Raw genomic sequence first — 20,776 nt, forward strand, 5'->3', positions numbered from 1 at the left:
CGCGGGCGCTCCGACGATCTCGGCACCGGATCATGCCGCTCCGCAGGCCGATTCACGGGGCATTTCACCCGGCGCGGAGCGAGCTGTCACCTCTGCGCGCCGGGCTCCATGACAGCCCACGGGCACGTGTGCCGCGGACGTGGTGGGGTTCGCGGCACGGCGCACGGAACGGGGGCCCGGGCACGACGCCCGAGCCCCCGCTCGCAACCGTTCACTCGATCGCGGTCACGGAACCGGCGTCAGTACCACCTGGTCCACGAAGGCTGTCGCATCTCCCGAGGGCGCCGAGCCGCGGAAAGTGATCTGCCGATCGCCCGCCGGGACGGTGAAAGTCGCCGAGGTGTGCGCGGTGAACGTGGCCGTCGGGGGAGCGAAGCTGTCGACGACGACCCCGTCGACCAGCACCTGCACGGTCTGCACCGCGCTGTACCCGGGACGACGCGACGCCTGGTAGCTCAGCGTGTAGTCGCCGGCCGCCATGTCGAGCGTCTGCGTGAACGACCCGTGCTCGCCGTTGCGTGACTGCAGCAGGGCCGTCTGGGTCCCCTCCGGCGCGGTCGGGGCGCCGAAGGCGCTGCCGTTGTGCTGGATGCCGCTGCGCCCGACGAACGACCACCCCTCGGTGAAGGGAGCGGACTTGACGCCCGTCGTGGCGGGAGCTTCGAACCCGGTGTTCTGCAGCTGCGCCGGCTCCGGCGGAACGGGCGCCTCGATGCGGACCGCGTCGAGGAACGCGGTGCGGTCTCCCGACGGCGCCGTCGCGCGGAACGTGATGGTGTGACGACCACCGGCGGAGGTGAACGCGGGAGTCCGCTTGGTCTCGTACGAGCTCGTCGAGCCCACCGAGAACGAGCCGATCACCGAGTCGTCGTAGAGCACGTCGAAGCTCTGCGCGGGATATCCCGAGCGACCCGACAGGGCGAACACCACCTGGTACTCCCCGGCCGGGAACGCCGCCTCCTGCGAGATGGTGCCCTGGACCCCGGCATCCGTCTTCAGGTATCCGACCTGTTGACCCTCCGAGGGGGTGGGAGGTCCGAGGGGACCTTGGCCGTTCTGGATGCCGGAGCGGCTGTTGAAGGTCCAGCCGTTCGTGAACGGGCCGGTCTTCGACTTCGTGCCGCCGGGCTTCTCGAAGCCCGCGTTGGTGAGCGTCACCAGCGGGTACGAGGACGGAAGCTCGGGGCTGACGTAGCAGCGCTGGGTGCCGTTCGGGTTCGGGTCGCCGAGCGTCGCGGCGTCGCACGAGACCGGTCCCGTCTTCGCCTGGTAGGTGAACAGTCCGTCGCCTCCGAAGGCGACGCTCTGCTGACCGGAGAAGAAGCACGTTCCGCCCTCGTTCGCGCAGAGGGTGTATCCGTCCGGGCCCTGCGAGACCCCGCCGACCTTGAACAGGCGGCTGGTGACCCCGGAGTCCTGCTTGCCCGTCGCGAAGGCGGCGGCCCGGTAGAGCTTCGTCGAGGTCTCGGCGAGGATCAGCGGCCGTTCGTACAGCGTCGAGTTCGCCGTGGGCGCCGAACCGTCGGTGGTGTAACGGATCTGCGCACCCGAGGTCGGAGTGGACAGCGTCAGCACCTCGGAACCGGCGTACACGCCGCTGTCGAGGTCGAACTGGACGGGGTCGACTCGACCGGCCGTGAGCTGAGGAGTGACGGTGACGCGCGCGACAGCCGAGGACGACGGATCGGCCGTGCTGGTGGCGCGGACCGCGACCGTCCGTTCGGAGTCGACGACGGGCGGGGTGAAGACACCCGCGCTCGTCACCGATCCGTTGCCCGTGCCCTCGACCGACCAGGTGACCCCGGGGGCCCCGTCGAGAACCTCGGCGGTGAGCGGCAGGGTCGAACCCGAGGCGACCGAGGGGTCGACGTCGCCCAGGCGCACCTGTACGGCGGGGGCGGCCGTCGTGTAGATGGCGAAGGAGTACCCGTCGTCGAGCTGGTCGGAGAAACCGGTCGCGGCGGGCAGCGTCGCTGACACGGTGGGCAGCAGCGCGTTCTTGTCGGGCACGAGGTCGTTGGCGTAGACGACGCGGTGGAAGTCCTTGTTCACGGCGGTGGTGCCGAAGGAGACGTCGAGGTCGGTCGGGGCGGTGCCCTTCGCCTCGACGAGGACGGTGTACTCGCCGGCCGCATCGCGGAAGGCGGCGGTGCGCACATCCGACGTCGACGAGCTGGACTGCAGTACCTGGCTGTGCGCGGGGATGTAGCGGTTCAGCAGACCCGCCGACAGGAATGTCTTGCGCGGCTCGAGGCCGAGGGGGAGGGCGTCCCACATGTTGTAGGTGCCGTTCGTGTCGCCGTCGGGGTCGACGGTCCACGTGCCGTTGAGCTGCCAGACGAGCAGCGAATGCAGACCGAGGTTCGCGCCCGCGATCACGTAGTTGGCGTATCCCGAGTCCCAGCCGCTCGCGTTGTCGTCGGACCACCCGAACTCGGACATGTTCACCGGCTTGCCGCCTGCGACGCTCTTGCGGGCGTTGATGCTCGCCGGCACCGAACCGTACGAGTCGCCGTAGGTGTGGAAGCTGTACTGGTCGAACGCGTCACCGCCGTTCTGTGCCATGTAGGTGGTCCACGCGGGGGCGCCGGTCTCCTCCGGTCCCCAGATCTCGACCTCGTCGCGCAGGCCGTCGGCGACGAGACGCTGATGCACGGCCTGGGCCATCTGCACGTACGCGGCCTGCTGGTCGCCGGGGGCCTCGAAGTCCCAACTTCCGTTGGGCTCGTTGTAGTACGTCAGGTACTTGACGTTGTCGTAGCCGCGGACGTTCTTGAGCTGGTCGATGAGGGCGGACGCGGATGCCGCGTACGCGGCGTTGTCGGCCGGGGCGCTGGTCCACGGGTCGACGCCGGGGATGCCGAACCAGTCGTGGACGGTCGAGCCGACCTTCCACCCGAAGTTCAGCTCGATGTCGGTGCCCGCGGCCTTGAACGCGTCGAGGTACTTGTAGAACGCCTTCATCCGGTCGCTGTCCCACGTGTAGACGCCCTTGTCGGGCTCCATCCAGTCGATCTGGAACCACACGCGCGCGACCTTCGGGCGGATCGTGGCGATGCGTTCCGCGTCGATCGCCCAATCGGCATCGGAGTAGCCGAAACCGCGCGACCGCTCCATGAGGGCGGAGGGGATGACGTTCACCCCGATCCCGAGGAAGTCGTCCTGCACCACGGTGCCCGTGTCGATCGTGACCGTCGCGGAGGTGTCGGCGGCGGCGGACGACACGCTGCCGGCGACGGCGAGCGAGGCGATCACCGCGCCGGTGGTCGTGAGCGCCGTCCAGCGGCGCAACGGGTGGGGGGATGTCATGAGGGCTCCATCGTCATTGAGGGTGAGCCGCAGAAGGTAGTAGAACTACTCAATGCGCGCAGGAGCGAGCGTAAACCGCGAGGAAGACCCGTCACAAGAGTGCTGGAAAAGCTAGTGGAGGTAGTGCAGCTACGTATGGGAGAAGCAGCAAGAGGGAGCGGGCGCGGCGTCCCCCAATGCCGCCGCGCCCGCTGATGAGAACGGGAGGGCGCGGCGTCCGCCTGCGCGAGCGAGGAGGAGTCGGGGGCCACTCACCATGTCTCTCTTTCATCCAAGCACAGCGGTTCGTAAATAGCACTCCTGGATTCACGTAAATACGATCAACCTCTGCCGGAACCGGGTCGTCTACGATCGAAGCGTGGGTCGCGGCGCTGTCGGACCACCCTCTCGGTACTCCCGGCGAGTGGTGGCGAATGTGGATCGCCTGCGGAAGTCCAGGGGGCTCACCGTGGGTGAGCTCATCAGTCGCGCCGGGATGACCAAGAGCTATTACCAGTCGCGTGCCGGGTTCTCTCTGCCCTACAACACGAACGACATCGAGGCCCTCGCCGCCGCCCTCGACGTGACGCCGGAGGAGCTGGCGAGCCCGGAGTCGGCGCCGCGCATCGAGATGCGGGTTCCCGCCCGCCCCGTGGGGGACCGCGTGCGCCGGTTGATCGCGAGTCACGCCGCCACCGAGTCCGACCTGATCCACCACCTCGAGCACCTCGACCCCGGGTTCGCCCGGGGCGCGCGGGGGCTCCTCGAGGCGACCACCAACACCGTGGTCCTCGACGAAGAGGTCCTGCGCGAGATCACGCGGTGGGCCGACGTCCCCGTCGAGTACCTCACCGATCACACCGACGAGGCACTGACCGACCGCACCGAGGCCGAGCTCGAGCTCCGCGATGCGATGCGCGAGGCCGGTGCCCAGAGCATCCAGTTCCGCGCCCTCGGGCAGATGTCGCCCGATGCCCTCCGCGCCATCGCACAGTCCCTCCGGGGGAGGCCGCCGGCGTCATGACGGACCGGACGGAGAGGCGGCCGTGACGGCATCCGACGAGATGCTCGCGCGCGCGCGGGCGAGAGGGGATCGCGCGCTCGCTCGGCTGGACGTGTCTCCCGGGGCGACCTTCGACGACGTCGTCCGCGCGGTGGAGCGCGCCGTCGGCATGCGGCTCACCGTCGTCGCCGAGACCGACACCGCGACGTGGGGCACGCTCACCGGATTCCTCCTCTCCTTCCCCGATCGTCGCGAAGGCTCGATCCACGTGCGCGCAGCGGACGCCCCCGTCTACCGCGAGTTCGCCGCCTCGCACGAGCTCGGCCACCTGCTCGACGATGCACACTGCTGCGGGGCCGTGCACGAGCGCTCGTCGGTGTCGCCGCACACCAACCCGGACCTCGACACGACCCAGGTCGAGGCCGAGCTCGTGGCCGAGCATGTCGCACACGCCATCGCGCGGTTGATCTACGCCAGTCCGAGGATCGCGGAGCTCTCATGGTGACCCTGCTGCTCATCGACGCCGCGCTCGTCGGGCTCGCTCTCGTCGTCGTCACCCGAGCCCGCGCGGCGTGGCGTCAGCCACGATCGAGAATCGCCTGGCTCGCCGCGCTGCTCGGGATGATCGCGCTCCTGACGCAGGGCACGGTCATCCCTCTCCCCGCGATGGACGCCCTCCTCGGCGGAACCAACGTCCTCAAGCTCGTTCAGAACGTCCTGACGATGATCGCCATCTGGCTCGGCATCCAGGCGGGGACCGCTCCGGCGACCGCGCGGATCCGGACGCTCCGGTGGGGTTTCCCGCTGACGCTCGCGGCCCTGTTCGCCGTGGTCTTCTTCGTCGCGATGCCGGAGCGCGGCCCGTCGTCGTTCCTCTTCCTCGAGACGGCCGTGGCGACCTCGACGGGGGCCTGGGCCTACGGCGTGCTGCACATGTCGGGGATCGCGCTCGTCGGGGTGCTCCTCTACCGGTCGGCGCGAGGCTCGCTCCCCACGGCTCGCCGGCTCTTCCGCATCGGGGCCGCGGGCATCGTGCTGGGCTGTCTCAGCGAGGTCCTCGACCTCACCCTCACGCGGTTCTTCGCGCCGAACGCGCTCGTGAGCGCGCTGTTCGACCCCCTGTTCTACCTCGGCGTCGTCTCGTTCGTGATCGGGATCTTCGTGGCATCCCGCACGACCGCGGCGATCCGCCGCCGCGGCGAGAGCCTCCTGGAGCGTGCGGAAGCCCTCGCCGTCGAGCGCGGCGCGGGCGTGCCGGCCGGCCCCACGGCTTTCGCGGATGTCGACACCCGGCTCCACACGCTGCGCGTCGCCATCGAAGACGACGCGATCGCCACGTCGACACCCCTGACGCCGGAAGAGCGCGCGCTCCTCGACGAGATCGATGCCCACCTCACCCGCCGTACCACCGGAGTTCGCGCATGATTCGCCGCCTGATCGTCGGAACGGGTGCCGCCGTCGCGGCAGCCGGCGCCCTGCACCTCGCTCTCGGCGGCTACGTCGCCCGGCGGCTCATCGCGCCGCGGGCCGCCAAGCCGTTCGTCCCGCTGATCGTGGACGGAGACACCGTCGACGTTCCCGCCACCGACGAGAGCCGTCAGCCCGGGACGTACGGCGTATGGCTCGACGACGGCACGCACCTCACGGTCGGCGAGATCCTTCGCACGTCCGGCGACCGTGTCGTACGCTCCCTTGTCGCGAAGCCCGCGGGCCTGCCTGACGGTACCGTCCGCGGGGCGTGGACCTCGCAGAACATCGCAGCGCCCGAGGCCGTCGGCCCTACCCAGCACGTCGCCGTCCCCCTTCGCCGCGGCGGGAGCGCCGACGCGTGGGTCATCGGGGATCCGGATGCCACCCGCTGGGCCATCCATGTCCACGGCCTGCGCTCGAGTCGATCCGGTGCCTTGCGTTCCGCGCCCGCCGCGGTCGATGCCGGCTGGACCTCCCTCGTCGTCTCCTACGCGGGCGACGACGAGGCGGCTCCCGCGGACACCCTGCCCTCTTCTCTCGGGACGCGCGAGTGGCGTGATGTCGACGACGCGATCACCTACGCCGTCGAACAGGGGGCGCGCGAGATCGTGCTGGTCGCGTGGTCGATGGGGGCGACGATCGCGATGCTCGCCCTCGAACAGTCGCGTCATCGGGAGGCGATCACCGGACTCGTCCTCGTCGCGCCCGCCCTGGACTGGGGCCGGATCGTCGCGCGGGCCGTCAAGGGCGTGCACCTGCCCTCGTCGGTCGGGGCCACGTCTCTCCGCGTGCTGCGGAGCCGGTGGGGCGCTCGCGCGCTGGGTCTCATCGAGGCCGTGGACGCGCGCGCCCTGAACTGGGTCGACGGCGCGCGCCGCGCCCCCGACCTCCCGACGCTGATCGTGCACAGTCTGCGCGACCCCGTGGTGCCGGTCACCGGATCGCTCGCCTTCGCGGCGCGGCATCCGGGAGCCCGCCTCGTTGCGTTCGACGCGACGGGACACTGCAACGAGGCGAACCAGGATCCGAAGCGGTTCCACGCCGCGATCGGCGATTTCCTGCGTGAGCTGCGGCGCCCGGTCTAGAGTCCGAGCGTCCGCTCGAGGAACGCGTTGCGGAAGACGCCGCGCGGATCGGCCTCGCGGGCCGCGGCGAGGAAGTCGTCGGCACGGGGGAGCGTCGCGCGGACGGCCGCGCCCGGCATGGTGAACGCTTTGCCCCAGTGCGGTCGCACGTCGAACGGCGCCAGGGCGGCCTCGATGTGCGGGAGGACCGCGAGCACACCGTCGGTGTCGTTGCGCCAGGTGAAGTGGATCGCGAGGACGTCGCGCTGATACGCCGGGCTCAGCCACAGATCGTCGGCGGCGACGGTGCGCAGCTCGGTGACCAGCAGCTGCGCGTCGAACGCGGGGGCGATCGCCCGCACCGCGGCGAGGGCGTCGCGCGCGGCGGAGAGCGGCACGAAGTACTCGGACTGGATCTCATCGCCGTCGCTCGGCAGCGCGTCGGCGCGGAAGTGCGGGAGGCGCGTGTGCCAGGGCCCGACGGTTCCGCGCGGGGTCGTGTTGTCGACCGTGCGGATGCGCCCGAGGTGGATGTCGTCACCGACCGGGCGCCCGCCGAGGTCCTCCACCCACTCCGGTGCGCCCGCGTCGCTCTTGGCCCAGACGAGGTCGTGCGCCGGATCGCCCCAGGTGGTGAAGACGCTCACGCTGCGAGAACCGCCGAACACCCGCTCCGGGTCACCGGCGATGTCGTCCCACGACACGCCCGTGTACGCCTGCTGCGTCACCTCGTAGGTCGGCTCCGTCTGCAGCTCGACGGCGGTGACGACACCGAACGCGCCGAGGCTCAGAGCGGCGGCGGGGAACCACGCGTGACCCTGATCGATGCGGTGCGTGCGGCCGTCGGCATCCAGGATCTCGACCGCGCGGACCGCACTCGACAGGTTGCCGTTCCGGACGCCCGAGCCGTGCGTGCCCGTGGCGGTGGCGCCCGCGACGGAGATGTGGGGGAGCGAGCCGAGGTTGTGCAGAGCCCGACCCCGGGCCTCGATCACGGGGGCGAGCTGTGCGAAGGTCACGAGTCCTTCGACGCGCACGCGGTCGTCGACGAGGTCGATGCGCGTCGGCATCCGCTCGAGCGACACGAGAGCCGCCTCGGAGTCGGCGACGTCGTTGAACGTGTGGCGGGTCGCCTGGACGCGGAGAGTACGGGCGGATGCCACGACCTCGGCGAGCTCGTCGAGATCGGCGGGCAGCAGAACCTCGGTGGCGCGGTAGCGGTGGTTTCCCGACCACGTGGTGCCGGCAGGTCGTGTCTCGGTCATGGTTCTCCTCGCGTCGACGTGTCCATCCTGCCCTGAGCCACCGACATCGGGCGCGGTGCCGGGATGCCGGGTGCTCAGCGCCCCGGGAACAGCTCGGCCTCGAACACGGCCTCCGCCGCCCCCACGAGCAGCCGGTCCTCACCCAGTCCCGCGACCGCGAGGCGCAGCCCCTCGGCGCACGCGGGCACCGTCTGCGCCCGCACGGCGGCGTCGAGGCCGGCGAGATCGCGCCCCGCCAGGACGGCCAGGAACCCGCCGAGCACGATGACCGCGGGGTTCAGCACGTTCGCGGCATTCGCCAGCGCCGTCGCGAGGATCCGCCGTTGCCGGTCGACCTCGGCGCTCGCCGCGGGATCGGACGTGGATGCCAAGGCGGCGGCCAGGGCCGCATCGTCGCCGCCGTCGAGTCCCACCGCCGCGAGGAGGTGCGCCCGGCTGACCTCGTCCTCGAGCACGCCCTCCGCCGCCCGCCGGTCGGCCGCGGCGACGATGCCCGGGCGGTTCTGGCCGAACTCTCCGGCGTAACCGCCCGCGCCCCCGAGGGGAGTGCCGCCGACGATCACCGCCCCGCCGATTCCGCTCGCGCCGCCATTGAGGTAGACGACGTCGTGTGCGCCGCGCGCGGCGCCGAACAGGTACTCGGCGAGGGCGCCGAGCGCGGCGTCATTGGCGACGTGGGCGGTCAAGCCGGTGGCATCCGTCATCAGGTCCGGGAGCGGAGCGTCGATCCAGCCGAGGTGCGGGGCCTCGCGGACGAGTCCGTCGGACGCGCGCACGGGGCCGGGCACGGCGACGCCGACACCGACGATCCGCGCCTCGGCGAGCGGTCCGCGGCTCCAGGTCGCGACGGTCTCGGCGACCAGCGCTGCCGTGCGTTCGGGCGTCAGCAGGGACCGTTGCTCACGGCGCTCGCGGGCGACGATGGTGCCGTCGAGGGCGATGGCGCCGATGTCGAGGGCGTCGACCTCGGGGTTCGCGGCGACCGCGACCACGCGCGGGTCGGGGACGACGATCGGCGACGGGCGTCCGACACGGCCCTGCGCGTCGGACGCGCGCTCCACGACGAGTCCCGCGCGCTGCAGCTCTCCGACGAGATCGGCGATGGTCGAGCGGTTCAGTCCCGTGGCCTCGGTGAGCGCGGCGCGCGAGCGCGGACCCTCGCGATGCACCGTGCGCAGCACGAGCGACAGGTTGGCGCGGCGCATGCCGTCGCCGCGGGTGCCCGCTGTGGCCATTGGTCCACTGTGCCACGAGCCGCGCGATCTCTCGGTGCGGCGCGGAAGGGTCGGGATTCCCACCCCGGTCAAAATCCGCGGTGCCAGGATGGATCCATGGACCTTTCCGGCATCCCGATCACGACCATCCGCGGCGAGCAGACGACTTTCGGTGACCTCACCGACGGAAAGGCCGCCCTCGTCGTCAATGTCGCGTCGCGCTGCGGCCTCGCGGGGCAGTACGAGACGCTCGAGGCGCTGCACAAGCGCTACGCGGACCGTGGGTTCACGGTCATCGGCTTCCCCAGCAACCAGTTCCTCCAGGAGCTCAGCGATGAGGACAAGATCGCGGAGTACTGCTCGGCGACGTGGGGCGTGACCTTCCCGATGTCGGAGAAGGTGAAGCTCAACGGGCGCAACGCGCACCCGCTGTACAAGGAGCTCACCTCGACTCCGGATGCCGAGGGCAAGACGGGCCGCATCTCGTGGAACTTCGAGAAGTTCGTCGTCGCCCCCGACGGTCGCGTGACCCGCTTCAGCCCGCGGACGCTCCCCGACGCCCCCGAGGTCGTCGCGGCGATCGAGGACGCGCTGCCGCGCTGAGCGCAGCGGTGCGCGTCGGTATCCTGACGCCATGATCGATGCCGTCGTCCTGGTCTCCGGCGGAGCCGCCGTCACGCCCTACACCGACACGGAGCACGCTGCGGCGTCGGGTCTGGCGGCGGGCAACACGATGACCGCCCTCCGCGCGCACTTCCTCGATCGCGGCATCCGCGTCTTCACCGCTCCAGCCCGGATCGGTGCGGGAGAGGTGCGGGAGGATGCCGGGTGGCAGGGGTTCTCCGATGTCCCCGTCGTGCTGCCGGCCGAGGTGACGATCAATGCGGTCGGTCGTGTCGACGACGCCGGCGTGGCGCTCGCCGGGTTCCTCCGATGGCTCGCCGCGGAGGCGGGCGTGGACAGCGTCGCCCTCGTCGGTCACTCGATGGGCGGGCTCTTCTCGCGCGCCGCGATCCGTGAGCTCGGCGACCACGGCCCGCGGGTCGAGCACCTCGTGACGCTCGGGACCCCGTGGGACGGTTCGGTGCTCGGCGACCTGCTGGACGACGAGATCACCGAGGACGACGCGCACGGCGACCCGGCGACGCTGCAGATCTTCGCCGAGGCGCGCCCCTACGCCGACGCGAACTCCGAGGGCGCCGCGGCCGAGGTGTCGCGCCGTTTCCTGCGCGGCTGGAACGACGCGCAGGCGGGGGTGCTCGACGGCATCCCCGTGACCGCGATCGGGGCGGGGTACTTCTCCGCGGCGAGCGATCCGGCGCAGCTGTGGCCGCACGACGGTCTCGTCTCGCTCACCAGCGGACGGGCCGACGAGGTGCCCGCCGCGGTGCTGCCACTCGTCGAGCGGCACGCGTTCCCCGACCACGTGCACAGCATCTTCTTCGCCGCGGCTTTCGGCCTGCCGTGGGAGCGTGCGTTGACCTGGGATCCGGCGGTGTTCGCCGTGGTGGACAGCGCGCTGGGGCTCTGACGCGGGCGCGTCAGAGCGTCGGGGCGACGAACTCGTGAGCGAGGTCGCTCACGGCGGCGATGTGATCGAAGTCGTGGTCGGCGCTGAGGATGGTCGCATCGTTGGCGATCGCGTAGGCGGCGATCAGGATGTCCACCGCGCCCGCGGCGCGTACGAGTCCGGCGTTCCACAGCGCGGATTGGATGCCGACGGCGAGTGACTCGTCAGGTGCGCGCTCCAGCGGGAAGCCGAGCGATATCTGCTCGAGGTAGTGCGCATGCTCCTCGGGTGAGCGGGCGCTGTGGCAGAACTCCAACACCTGGGGAGGGCACGTGACGAAGAGGTCCGACGGAGAGCGGGCGATTCTGTCGAGCCGCGTTCGGATGGCGGGGTCGCCCGAAGCCAAGCGTGCCCAGACCGAGTTGTCGACCAGGTAGTCCGTCACGGGGTCGGAGCGGTGACAGGCGAATCCAGTTCGGCTTCGAGGTCGGTGAGCCCGGCGATTCCGGCGATCATCGCGTCTTTCTGCTTCGATGCGATGAGCCGACGGAGAGCGAGGTCGAGGACCGCGCGGTTGGAAGGCTCGCCGGTGAGGATGCGCGCGCGTTCGATGAGTCGTGGGTCGAGATCGACGCTGGTGACTGCCATGAGCGGCTCCCTTCGATATATAACTCAGTATATGCCCGACCGGGCCTTCGGGGCTGGACGTTGTGGCATCCGGGGTATATGTTGTGAACACCAACAAACCCGCCGTGCGTCACCGCGCACTCGTGCGTCTCCATGCGAAGGAGCAGGAATGCCCACCCCTACCCGCGATGACAAGTTCTCGTTCGGACTCTGGACCGTCGGCTACAACGGCACCGACCCGTTCGGCGGACCGACCCGTGAGCCCCTCGATGTCGTCCACGTCGTCGAGAAGCTCGCCGAGCTCGGTGCCTACGGCCTGACGTTCCACGACGACGACCTCTTCGCCTTCGGCTCGACCGACGCCGAGCGTCAGACCCAGATCGACCGCCTCAAGGGGGCGATGAAGGACACCGGCATCATCACGCCGATGGTGACCACCAACCTCTTCTCGGCTCCCGTCTTCAAGGACGGTGGCTTCACGTCGAACGACCGTCAGGTGCGTCGTTTCGCCTTGCGCAAGGTGCTGCGCAACCTCGACCTCGCCGCCGAGCTCGGCGCGAAGACGTTCGTCATGTGGGGCGGCCGCGAGGGCGCCGAGTACGACTCCGCGAAGGACATCCGTCAGGCTCTCGAGCGCTACCGCGAGGCCGTCAACCTGCTCGGCGACTACGTCACCGACAAGGGCTACGACATCCGCTTCGCCATCGAACCCAAGCCGAACGAGCCCCGCGGCGACATCCTGCTGCCCACCCTCGGTCACGCGATCGCGTTCATCGACTCGCTCGAGCGCCCCGAGCTCGTGGGCCTGAACCCCGAGGTCGGCCACGAGCAGATGGCGGGCCTGAACTTCGCCGCGGGCATCGCCCAGGCGCTGTACCACGGCAAGCTCTTCCACATCGACCTCAACGGTCAGCGCGGCATCAAGTACGACCAGGACCTCGTGTTCGGCCACGGTGACCTGCACAACGCCTTCGCCCTCGTCGATCTGCTCGAGAACGGCGGCCCCGGCGGCGTCCCCGCGTACGACGGCCCCCGTCACTTCGACTACAAGCCCTCGCGCACCGAGGACGAGACCGGCGTCTGGGACTCGGTCTCGGCCAACATGAACACCTACCTGCTGCTCAAGGAGCGCGCCGCGGCCTTCCGTGCCGACCCCGAGGTGCAGGAGGCGCTCGAGGCCGCCAAGGTGTTCGAGCTCGCGCAGCCCACGCTGAACGAGGGCGAGACCTACGACGACTTCCTCGCCGACCGCTCGGCGTACGAGGACTTCGACGCCGACGCGTACCTCGGCGGCAAGGGCTTCGGCTTCGTCCGTCTGCAGCAGCTCGCCACCGAGCACCTGCTCGGCGCGCGCTGAGTCCCGCGGGGGCCCGGATGCCACGGCATCCGGCCCCCGAACCGCTTTCGCAGCGGCCGGCGCGTGGCATCCCGCTCCCTCGCTGAGTGTCCAAAACACCCGGACGGCTGCGGAAAGCGTCCGGGTGTCGTGGACACTCAGCCGGCATCGCGACCCGGCACCGGTGGCATCCGCGCTGTCGGGGATCACGAGTGCGTTCGGTTCGAGGGGCCCTCGGGCCTCCCCGTTGAGTGTCCAAAACACCCGGACGGACCGCGAAGGCGTCCCGGGTGTCTTGGACACTCGACCGGGGGAACCCCGCAGCGACGCTGAACGCATCACAGACCACAGCCCGCGCCGAAGAAGGCGCGGCGGACAGAAGGGCAGAGCATGGCGCTCGTCATGGGAGTCGATTCGTCGACGCAGTCGTGCAAGGTCGTCGTCGTCGACGCCGAGACCGGGCGCGTGGTGCGCGAGGGGCGCGCGTCGCACCCGTCCGGAACGTCGGTCGACCCGGAAGCCTGGTGGACCGCGCTGCAGGATGCCATCGGCCAGGCCGGCGGCCTCGATGACGTCGCGGCGGTGTCGATCGCGGGTCAGCAGCACGGCATGGTCGTGCTCGACGCCGACGGCGCCGTGATCCGCGACGCCCTGCTGTGGAATGACACGCGCTCGGCGCAGGCCGCGCGTGACCTGATCGACGAGGTGGGTGCCGCGGAGTACGCCGAGCGGACCGGGGCGGTGCCGGTGGCCTCGTTCACGGGCACGAAGCTGCGGTGGCTGCGGGATGCCGAGCCCGACAACGCCGCGCGCGTGGCCGCGGTCGCCCTGCCGCACGACTGGCTCACCTGGCGTCTGCGCGGCTTCGGACCCGGCAACGCCGTGCTGGAGGAGCTCGTGACCGATCGGTCCGACGCCTCCGGCACCGCCTACTGGGGCGCCGACGGGTACGACCTCGATCTCTTCACGCGCGCTCTCGGCCACGAGGCCGTGCTTCCCCGGGTCCTCGGGCCGTGGGAGAGCGCGGGGACCCTGCCCGGCGGTGCTCTCGTGGGACCGGGAGCGGGCGACAACGCCGGAGCTGCTCTCGGGCTCGGCGCCGGAGTGGGGGACGTCGTCGTCTCGCTCGGGACGTCGGGCACGGTCTTCGCCGTCGCCGATGCCCCGACCCGTGACACCACCGGAACGGTGGCCGGTTTCGCGGACGCGACGGGGAAGTTCCTCCCGCTGGTCGCGACCCTCAACGCGGCGCGCGTGCCCGACGCCTTCGCCGGACTTCTCGGTGTCACGCACGACGAACTCGGCGCCCTCGCGCTCGAGGCCGAGCCCGGTGCCGGCGGGGTCGTGCTGGTGCCGTGGTTCGAGGGGGAGCGGACCCCCAATCTGCCCCAGGCGCAGGCGTCGCTGACGGGCCTGACCCTGGCATCCACGAACCGGCCGAACTTCGCGCGCGCGGCGATCGAGGGCATGCTGAGCGGACTCGCGGTGGGGCTCGAGGCGATCCAGGCGCACGGTGTCGAGGTGCAGCGCATCTTGCTGATCGGCGGGGCCGCGGCCAACGACGGGGTGGCGCGCATCGCCGCTCAGGTGTTCGACGCCGAGATCGTCGTGCCCGCCGCGGGTGAGTACGTCGCTCTCGGTGCCGCGCGTCAGGCGGCCGGAGTGCTTGCCGGTGGCCCGGTCGACTGGACCGTGGCGACGACGCGGGCCGTCGATCCCGATCATCGACCCGCGATCCGCGAGCGGTACGACGTCGTGGCGGCGCTTCGCGCGCAGGAGTGATCCACCGCGTCAACGCCCTCGTGCCCGGGTGCGGCCCTGCGTAGCGTCCCACCATGCCCCGAATCCGCCTGGACGCCCCCACCTTCCACCGCGATGTCGAGGTCGATGTCGCCACGGACCTCGTCGAAGCGGAAGGGATGACGTGGGTGCGTGACGGCGAGGTCGATGGCCTCCCGCGCTACCTTCCCGCCGCCGCGGGCTGATCCGTCGGCGTCCGGAGCTCCGCGTCGTCCAGCTGCACGCGGACGTAGGACGGCTGCCGCGCCGCCCGCACCCACGCGTACGACTCCGCGCCCGGGACCGGACGTCGTACGGCGTCGAACCGCAATCCGCGGGCGTCCTGGTCCGGGTCCAGATGCAGCTCGAGTCGGGCGAACGGATGCCACGGCCCCACGGCCGTGGCATGGCCGAGGGTGAGGACCCAGGCGGTGTCCCTCGCGCCGGTGACCTTCCGAGGGTCCGTCGCCGGAGGTCGTCCCGCCGAGGTGCGGGCGATGAAGAGGACGGGTCCGCGCGCGCCGCGGAAGGGCAGGAGCGTGCCCAATCGCGCCCGCTCCGCGCGCCGTCGAGGCAGGAGCGCGAACCGCGCGGGGACGTTCCATCCCGTCGAGGCGAGCTCGATGTCGGCGACGGCGCGGCTTGCGGCTGTCGCACCGCTCAGCGATGCGCGCCTTCCGCCGGTTCGTCCCCGTTCGAGGATCCCGTCATCCGGGTCGGGCCCCTCCCCGCCCCGGCGCGCCCACGCCTGGACATCGATGCGGAGCGCGAGCCCGATGATGTCGGGAAGCGGCGCAGGCAGCCCCACCGACCGCGACACCCGCGCGACGACCGGCACCGGGCCCGGCGGGGCGTCGTCGACGAACGACACGCCGGCGGGGGCGGCATCCGGAATCCACCGCATCTCCCCGCGCAGCACGACTCCCCGGCTGTGGATGGGGCGCGGCGGGCGGAGCCTTTGCAGGAGGCTGAATCCGCTCGCGAGCAGGGACCCGAGCGCGCGCGCGACGGGGGAGCGGTGCAGGGGCGGGATGCCGGTGGGCGCGGTCATGCTCCCAGGGCACCTCGAACACCCGGCGGCGGCCGAGGGGGTTGCGCGCCGCTACTGTGAGGGACCATGAGCGGCGACGTCGGGGGCAAGCGCATCGGCGTGCGCGAGGTCGCCGCCGCCGCGGGTGTCTCGACGCAGACGGTGTCGCGCGTGCTCAACGGGTATCCGGGCATTCGCGAGACCACGCGCGAGCGGGTGCTCGCCGCCGTCGCGGCGCTCGACTATCGCGTGAACAACGCCGCGCGCGCGCTCGGCACGAGCCTGACCCGCACGGTCGGCGTCGTGGCATCCGATGCCGTTCTGCACGGGCCCGCGGCCGGAATTGCCGCTCTCGAACGAGCCGCGCGGGCGCGCGGGCGGTGGATCGCGACCGCCTACACGGATTCGGACGACCCCGCGGACATCGACACCGCCGTGCGCCACCTTCTGGCGCAGGGGGTCGACGGGATCGTTCTGGTCGCGGCGCACGGATCCACTCCTCTCGACGGGTACGACGTGCCGATCGTGCCGCTGTACGGCGAGTCGGGGACCCGCCAGCGCGACGCGGCCGCCCTGGTCGTGGATCATCTCGCGGACCTCGGACATCGGCGGATCGTCGAGCTCGCCGGTCCGTCCGATTGGCGGGAAGCCCTGGCGCGCACCGCGGGCGTGGCTGATGCCGTCACCCGCCGGGGGATGACGCCCACCGAACGTGTCGAAGGGGACTGGAGCGCCGCCTCGGGCTTCGCCGCCGCCGCGTCGGTCGCGGCCGCCGTCGCCCACGGCGCGACCGGGGTGGCCGCCGCGAACGACCAGATGGCGCTGGGGCTCATGGCGGGCCTTGCGGCCCGGGGTCTGCGTGTTCCGGCGGACGTCTCGGTCACGGGCTTCGACGACAACCCGGATGCCGCCTTCTACAACCCCTCGCTGACGACGGTGCGCCTCGATGTCGAGGGCGAGGCCGAGTACGCCGTCGCCGCGGTGCTGGGCGACGAGGTCGTCGCGCCGGAGGCTCCCGTCTTGGTCGTCCGCGACTCGACGGCCTGACGCCCGGCCCGGGCCGCCGCGGGGCGGGGCGCCGGGGGGCGCGGGGCGCGGGGCGCCGCGGGTCGCCGGGGCGCGAGACCGTACGTGCTTGCCGAGAACCCACGAGATTCGCGTCCGCGGCGTGCGGTCTCGACAAGAGCGTGCGGTCTCGGCGGCCCGGAGACCCGGAGATCCGGCGATCCGGCGATCCGGCGGGCCGGCGGTGCGGCGGGCCGGCGGGTGCGGCGGGTCAGCGCGCGGCGCGGGTGAGGGGGCCGGCCAGCCACCGCTCCGCCTCGCGCGCGGTGCGGAGTCGCGCGACGGGGAGCTCGGCATCCAGAACGGGAATGCGCTCGCGGTACTTGTTGCGGGTGGAGATCGACCACCGCACGATGTGCTCGGGGTCGGTGAAGAACGTGTGCAGCGGGGGCTCGACGTTCCCGTTCCACAGGTGTTCGCGGCGGAGGCGCCGGCGCAGGGTCCGCGCGATGACACGGGGGAGTGTCACGGTCGCGAACGGCAGGTCGAGCCAGACGAGGAGGTCCGCGCGAGCGGTCAGCAGGGGGCGCGCGTCGGAGTACTGCCACTCCGTGACCCACGCGTCGCCCGCGACGAGAGCGCGGACGTCGTCGAGGAATTCCGGTCTCGGCGTCCAGTCCGGACCGTGGAACAGCGCGTCGATCTCGGTGTGCGGGATGCCGAGCACCTCGGCGATCCGTCCGGCCAACGTCGTCTTGCCCACGCCGGACACGCCCGCGACGACGACGCGCCGTGGCCGAGCCGGGAGAGGGTCGGTGGCACTCAGCACCCGTCCACGCTACGACGGGTCGGCGCAATCGGCGGTGCGGCTCAGCCCTCCCGCGCCGGTGGTGCGACCGCTGCGGCGATGTCGGCCGCCGCGGTCAGTCCGGAGGCCATCGCGGTGACGACGGCCGCGGGGATGTGGGGATCGAGACGGCGCGCGATGTCGCCCGCCGCCCAGATGCCGGGCTGATCCGTGCGCCCGAGTGCATCCACGACGATCCCGTCCGTCTCGACGCGGACGCCGAGGTTGGTGGCGAGGCGCGAACGGGGCCTCGGGTTCGGCGGGATGAAGACGGCCGCGACCTCGGTCGTCCGACCGTCGTGCCGGGTGATGAGGGCGCGATCGTTCACACGCGTGACGGATGCCACCTCATCAGGCCCGAAGAGCGGCACCTCGGCGGTGAGCCCGCGCAGCAGTGCCCCGACGTGGTCCGCGTGCGCGCCGGAGGAGATCACCGCGATGGGCCCGTCCGCGTGCTCGTGGCCATGACAGTACGGGTAGGGCAGCACGAGGTCTCCCCCAGAGCTCCGCGAGCCCGGGGAGCGGCAGGAGCGCGTCCTCCACTCCTGCGGCGATGAGGAGGTTGTCGGTGCGCCACGGCCCGTCGGCGGTGTCGAGCTCGATGTCCGTGTCGCGCCGCGCCCCGCGGACGGTGTGGTCGACCACCCGCGCCCAGGGGTATCGCTGAAGCTCATCTCGCGCCGCCGCACGAAGCCGCGCGGGCTCGGTCCCATCCCACCCGATCACGTTGTGCATGCGGGGTGATGTCGTGTTCCGGGGACGGCCGTCGTCGAAGACGACCGTGTCCACGTGCATCCGGCCCAGTGTCAGAGCGGCCTGCAGGCCGGCGGGTCCTCCGCCGACGACGGCGACCGTCGCGAATTCCGTCATGCGCTCATCCTTCTGGGCGGACCTTTGCGGCCGCCCTGCGTTTTCCCCCTCGCGCCACCGGGATGTTACCGGTAACATTGCGACACGAGCGCCTTGCGCCCCACCGCCCCACCGCCCCGAACCCCGTCGAAGGAGACCGCGTGTCCGACGCCGCCCCGTTCACGCCCGAGGTGCAGGAGGCGATCGACGCCGTCCGCGCCGACGTCGCGAAACTGCACGCCGAGCTCGTGCGCTACAACCTCATCGTCTGGACGGGCGGCAACGTCTCGGGTCGTGTGCCCGGTGCCGACCTGTTCGTGATCAAGCCCTCCGGCGTCTCGTACGACGACCTGGCGCCCGAGAACATGATCCTCTGCGACCTCGACGGCAACGCGATCCCCGGCACCCCCGGCTCCGAGCGCAGCCCCTCGAGCGACACCGCGGCGCACGCGTACGTGTACCGCCACATGCCCGAGGTCGGCGGGGTCGTGCACACGCACTCCACCTACGGCGTCGCGTGGGCGGCCCGCGGCGAAGAGATCCCCTGCGTCATCACCGCCATGGCCGACGAGTTCGGCGGACCCATCCCGGTCGGCCCGTTCGCGATCATCGGCGACGACTCGATCGGCCGCGGCATCGTCGAGACCCTGCGTGGTCACCGGTCGCGCGGCGTGATCATGCAGAACCACGGTCCCTTCACGATCGGCACGAACGCGAAGGATGCCGTGAAGGCCGCGGTCATGCTCGAAGACGTCGCCCGCACCGTGCACATCGCGCGCGAGGCGGGCCCGCTCATCCCCATCCCGCAGGACAAGATCGACGCCCTCTACAACCGCTACCAGAACGTCTACGGACAGAGCACGGACGACCGCCGATGAACGCGCAGAACCCCGACGCCACGGCATCCGCCGCCGTCATCGCCGAAGGCCGCGCCAGCCTCGGCATCGAGCTCGGATCCACCCGCATCAAGGCCTGCCTCATCGGCCCCGACGCCGAGGTGCTCGCCACCGGCTCCCACGAGTGGGAGAACGTCTACGCCGACAAGCTCTGGACGTACTCCCTGGATGCCGTCTGGGCGGGCCTGCAGGCCGCCTACGCCGAGCTGGTCCAGAACGTCCAGCAGCAGCACGGCGTCACCCCCGAGCGCTACGCCGCGATGGGTGTCTCGGCGATGATGCACGGCTACCTGGCCTTCGACGCCGACGGTGAGCTGCTCGCTCCCTTCCGCACCTGGCGCAACACCAACACCGGGGTCGCCGCCGCCGAGCTGACCGAGCTGCTGGGGGTGAACATTCCGCTCCGCTGGTCTATCGCGCACCTGCACCAGGCCGTGGTCGACGCCGAACCGCACGTGCCCGAGATCCGCTTCCTCACGACCCTCGCCGGGTACGTGCACTGGAAGCTGACCGGCGAGAAGGTGCTCGGCGTCGGCGACGCCTCGGGCGTGTTCCCCATCGACTCCGCCGCTCGCGACTACGACGCCGAGCTCGTCGCGCGTTACGACGACCTGGCCGCGGGTCGGGTTCCCGCGCTGACCGACCTGCTCCCGCGCGTGCTCGTGGCGGGTACCGCCGCCGGCGACCTGACCGCGGAGGGCGCGGCCCTGCTCGACCCGAGCGGAACCCTGCGTCCCGGCATCCCGTTCGCCCCGCCCGAGGGCGACGCGGGCACCGGCATGGTCGCCACGAACGCCGTCGCCCCCCGCACGGGCAACGTCAGCGCCGGCACGAGCATCTTCGCGATGGTCGTCCTCGAGCGCCCGCTCTCCGAGGTGCACCACGAGCTCGACCTCGTCACGACGCCCTCGGGCGACGCGGTCGCGATGGTGCACTGCAACAACGGCGCGAGCGAGCTGGCGGCGTGGGCGAACATGTTCACCGCCTTCTCGGCCGCGGCCGGCGTGCCCCAGACCCCGGATGCCACCTACGCGGCCCTCTTCGAAGCCGCCCTGTCGGGCGAGGCCGACGCCGGCGGGCTGCTGGCGTACAACCACCTCGCGGGGGAGCCCATCGCGGGTCTCGACGAGGGCCGCCCGCTCGTGGTGCGCACTCCCGACAGCCGCCTGACGCTGCCGAACTTCATGCGCGCGCAGTTGTACGGCGTGTTCGGCACGCTCGCCCTCGGTATGGCTGTGCTGCACGCGGAGGGCGTCGGCCTCGACAAGATGTACGCGCACGGCGGCATGTTCCGCACCGCGGGAGTCGCCCAGCGCTTCCTCGCGGCGGCTCTCGACGCGCCCGTCGCAGTCGCCGAGACGGCGTCCGAGGGCGGGGCGTGGGGTATGGCGGTGCTCGCGGCGTACGTCGCCGAGGGCGCCGGCCGCGATCTCGACACCTACCTCGCCGAGGCCGTCTTCGCCGATGCGCCCCTCACGACCGCCGACCCCGACCCGGCCGACGTCGCCGGATTCTCGTCCTACCTCGACCGTTACCGCGCCGGACTCGCCGTCGAGGCCGCCGCCGTGGCATCCCTCTGAAGATCCCTCACGA

20 protein-coding genes and 1 pseudogene are annotated in these 20,776 nt (G+C 71.5%); 12 read left to right on the plus strand and 9 right to left on the minus strand.

Annotated elements, in window-relative coordinates:
• Positions 1-225 precede the first annotated feature (225 nt).
• Positions 226-3,309, minus strand: coding sequence for a chitobiase/beta-hexosaminidase C-terminal domain-containing protein (locus tag MTES_RS10780; RefSeq protein ID WP_013585285.1), 3,084 nt, complete (start codon positions 3,307-3,309; stop codon positions 226-228).
• Between the two features lie 448 nt (positions 3,310-3,757).
• Between MTES_RS10780 and MTES_RS10785 the strand changes: the two genes are divergently transcribed.
• The 4 genes from MTES_RS10785 to MTES_RS10800 are packed head-to-tail and all read left to right on the plus strand — an operon-like array spanning position 3,758 to position 6,846.
• Complete coding sequence (locus tag MTES_RS10785) at positions 3,758-4,312, plus strand: hypothetical protein (protein ID WP_043361322.1); 555 nt, start codon at positions 3,758-3,760, stop codon at positions 4,310-4,312.
• 22 nt (positions 4,313-4,334) lie between these two features.
• On the plus strand, positions 4,335-4,796 hold the full coding sequence (locus MTES_RS10790) for a hypothetical protein (RefSeq protein WP_013585287.1): 462 nt from the start codon (positions 4,335-4,337) through the stop codon (positions 4,794-4,796).
• Positions 4,790-5,716, plus strand: a complete 927-nt coding sequence (locus tag MTES_RS10795; protein ID WP_013585288.1) for a hypothetical protein — start codon at positions 4,790-4,792, stop codon at positions 5,714-5,716. The genes MTES_RS10790 and MTES_RS10795 overlap by 7 nt, the downstream gene beginning before the upstream one ends.
• The gene (locus MTES_RS10800) at positions 5,713-6,846 is read left to right on the plus strand and encodes an alpha/beta hydrolase (RefSeq protein ID WP_013585289.1); all 1,134 of its coding nucleotides are present in this window, start codon (positions 5,713-5,715) and stop codon (positions 6,844-6,846) included. Before MTES_RS10795 ends, MTES_RS10800 begins: the two co-directional genes overlap by 4 nt.
• Here the strand turns inward: MTES_RS10800 and MTES_RS10805 are convergent.
• Complete coding sequence (locus MTES_RS10805; RefSeq protein WP_013585290.1) at positions 6,843-8,090, minus strand: D-arabinono-1,4-lactone oxidase; 1,248 nt, start codon at positions 8,088-8,090, stop codon at positions 6,843-6,845. The two genes, MTES_RS10800 and MTES_RS10805, sit on opposite strands and share 4 nt — an antisense overlap.
• 74 nt (positions 8,091-8,164) lie before the next feature.
• On the minus strand, positions 8,165-9,325 hold the full coding sequence (locus tag MTES_RS10810) for an ROK family transcriptional regulator (protein WP_013585291.1): 1,161 nt from the start codon (positions 9,323-9,325) through the stop codon (positions 8,165-8,167).
• Positions 9,326-9,421: 96 nt separating this feature from the next.
• Here MTES_RS10810 and MTES_RS10815 point away from each other — a divergent pair, with 96 nt between their 5' ends.
• Complete coding sequence (locus MTES_RS10815) at positions 9,422-9,907, plus strand: glutathione peroxidase (RefSeq protein ID WP_013585292.1); 486 nt, start codon at positions 9,422-9,424, stop codon at positions 9,905-9,907.
• Between the two features lie 31 nt (positions 9,908-9,938).
• Positions 9,939-10,835 carry a lipase family alpha/beta hydrolase gene (locus tag MTES_RS10820; RefSeq protein WP_013585293.1) on the plus strand — a complete coding sequence of 299 codons (897 nt, stop codon included), beginning with the start codon at positions 9,939-9,941 and terminating at the stop codon, positions 10,833-10,835.
• Between the two features lie 10 nt (positions 10,836-10,845).
• On the opposite strand, the gene MTES_RS10825 is transcribed toward MTES_RS10820, so the two are convergent.
• Together MTES_RS10825 and MTES_RS10830 are read right to left on the minus strand one after the other, a co-directional pair.
• Positions 10,846-11,259 (minus strand): PIN domain-containing protein, encoded by a 414-nt coding sequence (locus tag MTES_RS10825; protein ID WP_013585294.1) that lies wholly within the window; start codon positions 11,257-11,259, stop codon positions 10,846-10,848.
• On the minus strand, positions 11,256-11,462 hold the full coding sequence (locus tag MTES_RS10830) for a type II toxin-antitoxin system VapB family antitoxin (RefSeq protein WP_013585295.1): 207 nt from the start codon (positions 11,460-11,462) through the stop codon (positions 11,256-11,258). The genes MTES_RS10825 and MTES_RS10830 overlap by 4 nt, the downstream gene beginning before the upstream one ends.
• 148 nt (positions 11,463-11,610) lie before the next feature.
• Here MTES_RS10830 and xylA point away from each other — a divergent pair, with 148 nt between their 5' ends.
• The 3 genes from xylA to MTES_RS19560 all read left to right on the plus strand — a co-directional run bounded on the left by xylA (position 11,611) and on the right by MTES_RS19560 (position 14,762).
• Entirely contained in the window at positions 11,611-12,798 is a 1,188-nt protein-coding gene (xylA, locus tag MTES_RS10835; protein WP_013585296.1) for a xylose isomerase, read from the plus strand.
• Between the two features lie 369 nt (positions 12,799-13,167).
• On the plus strand, positions 13,168-14,559 hold the full coding sequence (gene xylB / locus MTES_RS10840; protein ID WP_013585297.1) for a xylulokinase: 1,392 nt from the start codon (positions 13,168-13,170) through the stop codon (positions 14,557-14,559).
• Between the two features lie 53 nt (positions 14,560-14,612).
• Entirely contained in the window at positions 14,613-14,762 is a 150-nt protein-coding gene (locus tag MTES_RS19560) for a hypothetical protein (protein WP_013585298.1), read from the plus strand.
• On the opposite strand, the gene MTES_RS19120 is transcribed toward MTES_RS19560, so the two are convergent.
• Positions 14,738-15,607 carry a hypothetical protein gene (locus tag MTES_RS19120; protein WP_013585299.1) on the minus strand — a complete coding sequence of 290 codons (870 nt, stop codon included), beginning with the start codon at positions 15,605-15,607 and terminating at the stop codon, positions 14,738-14,740. The two genes, MTES_RS19560 and MTES_RS19120, sit on opposite strands and share 25 nt — an antisense overlap.
• A 66-nt stretch (positions 15,608-15,673) precedes the next feature.
• Between MTES_RS19120 and MTES_RS10850 the strand changes: the two genes are divergently transcribed.
• Complete coding sequence (locus MTES_RS10850) at positions 15,674-16,633, plus strand: LacI family DNA-binding transcriptional regulator (protein ID WP_013585300.1); 960 nt, start codon at positions 15,674-15,676, stop codon at positions 16,631-16,633.
• 229 nt (positions 16,634-16,862) lie between these two features.
• Here MTES_RS10850 and MTES_RS10855 read toward each other — a convergent pair whose 3' ends face one another.
• The 3 genes and pseudogenes from MTES_RS10855 to MTES_RS20040 all read right to left on the minus strand — a co-directional run.
• Positions 16,863-17,420, minus strand: a complete 558-nt coding sequence (locus MTES_RS10855) for an ATPase AAA (RefSeq protein ID WP_013585301.1) — start codon at positions 17,418-17,420, stop codon at positions 16,863-16,865.
• A 41-nt stretch (positions 17,421-17,461) separates the two neighbouring features.
• On the minus strand, positions 17,462-17,926 hold the full coding sequence (locus MTES_RS10860) for an FAD-dependent oxidoreductase (protein WP_043361325.1): 465 nt from the start codon (positions 17,924-17,926) through the stop codon (positions 17,462-17,464).
• A gap of 19 nt (positions 17,927-17,945) precedes the next feature.
• Positions 17,946-18,386, minus strand: a pseudogene (locus MTES_RS20040) (FAD-dependent oxidoreductase); the annotation flags it as partial.
• Between the two features lie 62 nt (positions 18,387-18,448).
• Between MTES_RS20040 and MTES_RS10865 the strand changes: the two are divergent.
• Together MTES_RS10865 and MTES_RS10870 are read left to right on the plus strand one after the other, a co-directional pair.
• Complete coding sequence (locus MTES_RS10865; RefSeq protein WP_013585304.1) at positions 18,449-19,165, plus strand: L-ribulose-5-phosphate 4-epimerase; 717 nt, start codon at positions 18,449-18,451, stop codon at positions 19,163-19,165.
• Positions 19,162-20,763 (plus strand): xylulokinase, encoded by a 1,602-nt coding sequence (locus MTES_RS10870; protein ID WP_013585305.1) that lies wholly within the window; start codon positions 19,162-19,164, stop codon positions 20,761-20,763. The genes MTES_RS10865 and MTES_RS10870 overlap by 4 nt, the downstream gene beginning before the upstream one ends.
• Positions 20,764-20,776 lie beyond the last annotated feature (13 nt).

This window comes from Microbacterium testaceum StLB037 (assembly GCF_000202635.1).
Classification (GTDB): Bacteria; Actinomycetota; Actinomycetes; order Actinomycetales; family Microbacteriaceae; genus Microbacterium; species Microbacterium testaceum_F.

Bases quoted from the DNA above. Each gene is read 5' to 3' on its own strand.
- MTES_RS10780 (WP_013585285.1), bottom strand. From the start codon at position 3,309: ATGACATCCCCCCACCCGTTGCGCCGCTGGACGGCGCTCACGACCACC.
- MTES_RS10795 (WP_013585288.1), top strand. From the start codon at position 4,790: ATGGTGACCCTGCTGCTCATCGACGCCGCGCTCGTCGGGCTCGCTCTC.
- MTES_RS10800 (WP_013585289.1), top strand. From the start codon at position 5,713: ATGATTCGCCGCCTGATCGTCGGAACGGGTGCCGCCGTCGCGGCAGCC.
- MTES_RS10805 (WP_013585290.1), bottom strand. From the start codon at position 8,090: ATGACCGAGACACGACCTGCCGGCACCACGTGGTCGGGAAACCACCGC.
- MTES_RS10810 (WP_013585291.1), bottom strand. From the start codon at position 9,325: ATGGCCACAGCGGGCACCCGCGGCGACGGCATGCGCCGCGCCAACCTG.
- MTES_RS10815 (WP_013585292.1), top strand. From the start codon at position 9,422: ATGGACCTTTCCGGCATCCCGATCACGACCATCCGCGGCGAGCAGACG.
- MTES_RS10820 (WP_013585293.1), top strand. From the start codon at position 9,939: ATGATCGATGCCGTCGTCCTGGTCTCCGGCGGAGCCGCCGTCACGCCC.
- MTES_RS10830 (WP_013585295.1), bottom strand. From the start codon at position 11,462: ATGGCAGTCACCAGCGTCGATCTCGACCCACGACTCATCGAACGCGCG.
- xylA (WP_013585296.1), top strand. From the start codon at position 11,611: ATGCCCACCCCTACCCGCGATGACAAGTTCTCGTTCGGACTCTGGACC.
- xylB (WP_013585297.1), top strand. From the start codon at position 13,168: ATGGCGCTCGTCATGGGAGTCGATTCGTCGACGCAGTCGTGCAAGGTC.
- MTES_RS19560 (WP_013585298.1), top strand. From the start codon at position 14,613: ATGCCCCGAATCCGCCTGGACGCCCCCACCTTCCACCGCGATGTCGAG.
- MTES_RS19120 (WP_013585299.1), bottom strand. From the start codon at position 15,607: ATGACCGCGCCCACCGGCATCCCGCCCCTGCACCGCTCCCCCGTCGCG.
- MTES_RS10850 (WP_013585300.1), top strand. From the start codon at position 15,674: ATGAGCGGCGACGTCGGGGGCAAGCGCATCGGCGTGCGCGAGGTCGCC.
- MTES_RS10870 (WP_013585305.1), top strand. From the start codon at position 19,162: ATGAACGCGCAGAACCCCGACGCCACGGCATCCGCCGCCGTCATCGCC.